We start from the raw sequence: 2,937 nt of genomic DNA, 5'->3' as shown, positions 1-2,937 counted from the left end.
AAAGAGAAAAAAAACAGTAAAAACTGCTGCCTGCTGATGCCCTAAAATAGTCTACTTTTTATATTTTCCATGAATTAATGAAATATAATTATGGACAGAGGCGGTGCTGGTATAAGTTGGAAATACACAACTTCAGGTAATGATTATAAACGACCGGATGATCATGCCGGTGCTTCAGGGAGTGGGCAATACAGGTATGCCACAGTCGGTCAGGTGAATGTGCCACGCCCCTATCTCCGGAAGCATAATGAATGTCATCCTGCTTCTGACGCCTGCTCTGCTAACCATCCACCAGGAACCCATCCACCAGGACATTCAATAAAACCTGTTCATGGTTTTAATGCTCTCATCACACCAGAAAAAATGGATTGGCTGGTGAGAATATCTGCTCGTTCTGGTGATCACTATGATGGTAAAACACACAGTCAATTTGCCACTTTAATCAAACAATACACATCAAAGGCAAAACGACCATTAAATCATAGTGAACAACGCCAACTGATACCATTGTTGCACGATTTTAAAGTAACACCCGGGTGGACCTGGCGAAGCCTGACAACAACGCTTCATTCATTTACTTCAGCGGGTGTTTTGACCCCTCATAAATACATGAATAAGGGGGATAGAGAAACTCAAGCCGCTTTACTGTCAAATTTACTTGATGCAGTAATACATAAGTGCAACCAAAAACCTGAAACCAGAGATATTGATGCACAAGGTGCCGCCAACCTGCTGTGGGCCCTGGCGAAACTGGTGAACAATGGGCTGGAGCTGGAGAAGACACCGAAGCTCAAAGGGGCCGTGGCCGCGCTGTTGCCCCTTGTGCAATCCAAAGCCGAATCAAAAGTAGACCACTTCAATCCACAGGAGGTCACCAACCTGCTGTGGGCCGTGGCAAAACTGGTGGACAACGGGTTGGAGCTGGATAAGACACCAAAGCTCGAAGAGGCTGTGGCCGCGATGTTGCCCCATGTGAAAACCAAAGCCGAATCAAAGAAAGAGCATTTCAACACTCAAGGTGTCACCAACCTGCAGTGGGCCGTGGCGAAACTGGTGGGCAACGGGTTGGAACTGGATAAGACACCGATGCTCAAAGAGGCTGTGGCCGCACTTTTGTGCCATGTGAAAACCAAAGCCGAATCAAAAGAAGAGAAAGACCACTTCAAGCCACAAGAAGTCGCCAACCTGCTGTGGGCCGTGGCGAAACTGGTGGACAACGGGTTGGAGCTGGATAAGACACCGATGCTCAAAGAGGCCGTGGCCGCACTTTTGTGCCATGTGAAAACCAAAGCCGAATCAAAAGATGAGAAAGACCACTTTATTCCTCAGCATATCGCCAACCTGCTGTGGGCCCTGGCGAAACTGGTGGACAACGGGCTGGAGAAGACATCGAAGCTCAAAGAGGTCGTGGCCGCGCTGTTGCACCATGTGAAAACCAAAGCCGAATCAAAAGAAGAGCAAGGCCACTTCAATCCACAGGAAGTCACCAACCTGCTGTGGGCCGTGGCAAAACTGGTGGACAACGGACTGGAGCTGGAGAAGACACTGAAGCTCAAAGAGGCTGTGCACGCGCTATTGCCCCATGTGAAAACCAAAGCCGAATCAAAAAAAGAGAAAGACCACTTAAAGCCACAGGAAGTCGCGAACCTGCTGTGGGCTGTGGCGAAACTGGTGGACAACGGGCTGGAGAAGACAGCGAAGCTGAAAGAGGCCGTGGCCGCGCTGTTGCCCCATGTGAAAACCAAAGCCGACTCAAAAGAAGAGAAAGACCACTTTATGCCACAGGAAGCCGCGAACGTGCTGTGGGCCTTGGCGAAACTGGTGGAAAACGGGTTGGAGCTGAAAAAGACAGCGAAGCTGAAAGAGGCCGTGGCCGCGCTGTTGCCCCATGTGAAAACCAAAGCCGACTCAAAAGAAGAGAAAGACCACTTCAAGCCGCAGGAAGTCACCAACCTGCTGTGGGCCTTGGCGAAACTGGTGGACAATGGGTTGAAGCTGGACAAGATGCCGAAGCTCAAAGAGGCCGTGACCGCGCTGTTGCCCCATGTGAAAACCAAAGCCGAATCAAAAAAAGAGAAAGACCACTTCAAGCCACAGGAAGTCGCCAACCTGCTGTGGGCCTTGGCGAAACTGGTGGGCAGCGGGCTCGAGCTGGAGAAGACAGCAAAGCTCAAAGAGGCTCTGGTCACGCTGTTGTACAATGTGAAAACCAAAGCTGAATCAAAAGAAGAGAGAAGTCACTTCAATACTCAAGGTACCATCAATCTGCTGTGGGCCCTGGCGAAACTGGGTGAGGCCATTGAGCCGAGCCTGATTAAATCTACGTTTGATTTTCTTGTTGACCGAATCAGTAAAAACACGCAACTTTCTCAGCAATATCTATCGATGTCTCTCTGGGGAGTCATGGTATTCTGTGCCAGAGTTTATCTGGACTCAGGCAGGAATAATAAAAACCCGCTTGAAAAGCACATTGGTGAACTATTTTCTCGCCTGGGAAATACATCCCCGGACAATATAGAGGTTCAAACCGTTATTGCCATGGCCGCAAGTTGGCTTGGCAGACCATGTCCGGTGGTCCCCCATTACCGGACAGTCATTTCCGAATCACAATCCGCTTTCTGCGATCAACTCCAATCAAGCCTTCCGTCTCTGACGATAGAAGAAGAAAAGAGTCTGAACACATTACCTCCGGTTGACCTGCTGCTGCCAGATTACAAAGTGGTTATCGACGTTCAGGGACCAGTTCATTACGTGAGTGGTGATTTCACAACCAGGAATGGCTCGACGTTGCTGAAAATCGCCCTGCTGCAGAAATTGGGATTTGAGGTCATTGAAATCCCGGTGAACAAGATTGATAACCAGGATTCAATCAAAACAGTTATTGAGCAAATAAAGGCAAAGTTAGCCGTCCTGCCAAAGGCTCACGGCTCTGTGTCT

1 protein-coding gene is annotated in these 2,937 nt (G+C 49.2%); it reads left to right on the top strand.

Annotated elements, in window-relative coordinates; translation table 11 throughout:
* Positions 1-90 precede the first annotated feature (90 nt).
* Positions 91-2,937 (top strand): DUF1601 domain-containing protein (locus ACO6V1_RS23290; protein WP_422468895.1); only part of this gene is annotated, 2,847 nt, incomplete at its 3' end.

The organism is Endozoicomonas sp. ALC013 (genome assembly GCF_049310205.1).
Classification (GTDB): domain Bacteria; phylum Pseudomonadota; class Gammaproteobacteria; order Pseudomonadales; family Endozoicomonadaceae; genus Endozoicomonas.
The sequence above is the reverse complement of the archived record's forward strand: the minus strand, read 5'-3'. Positions and strand labels throughout refer to the sequence as shown.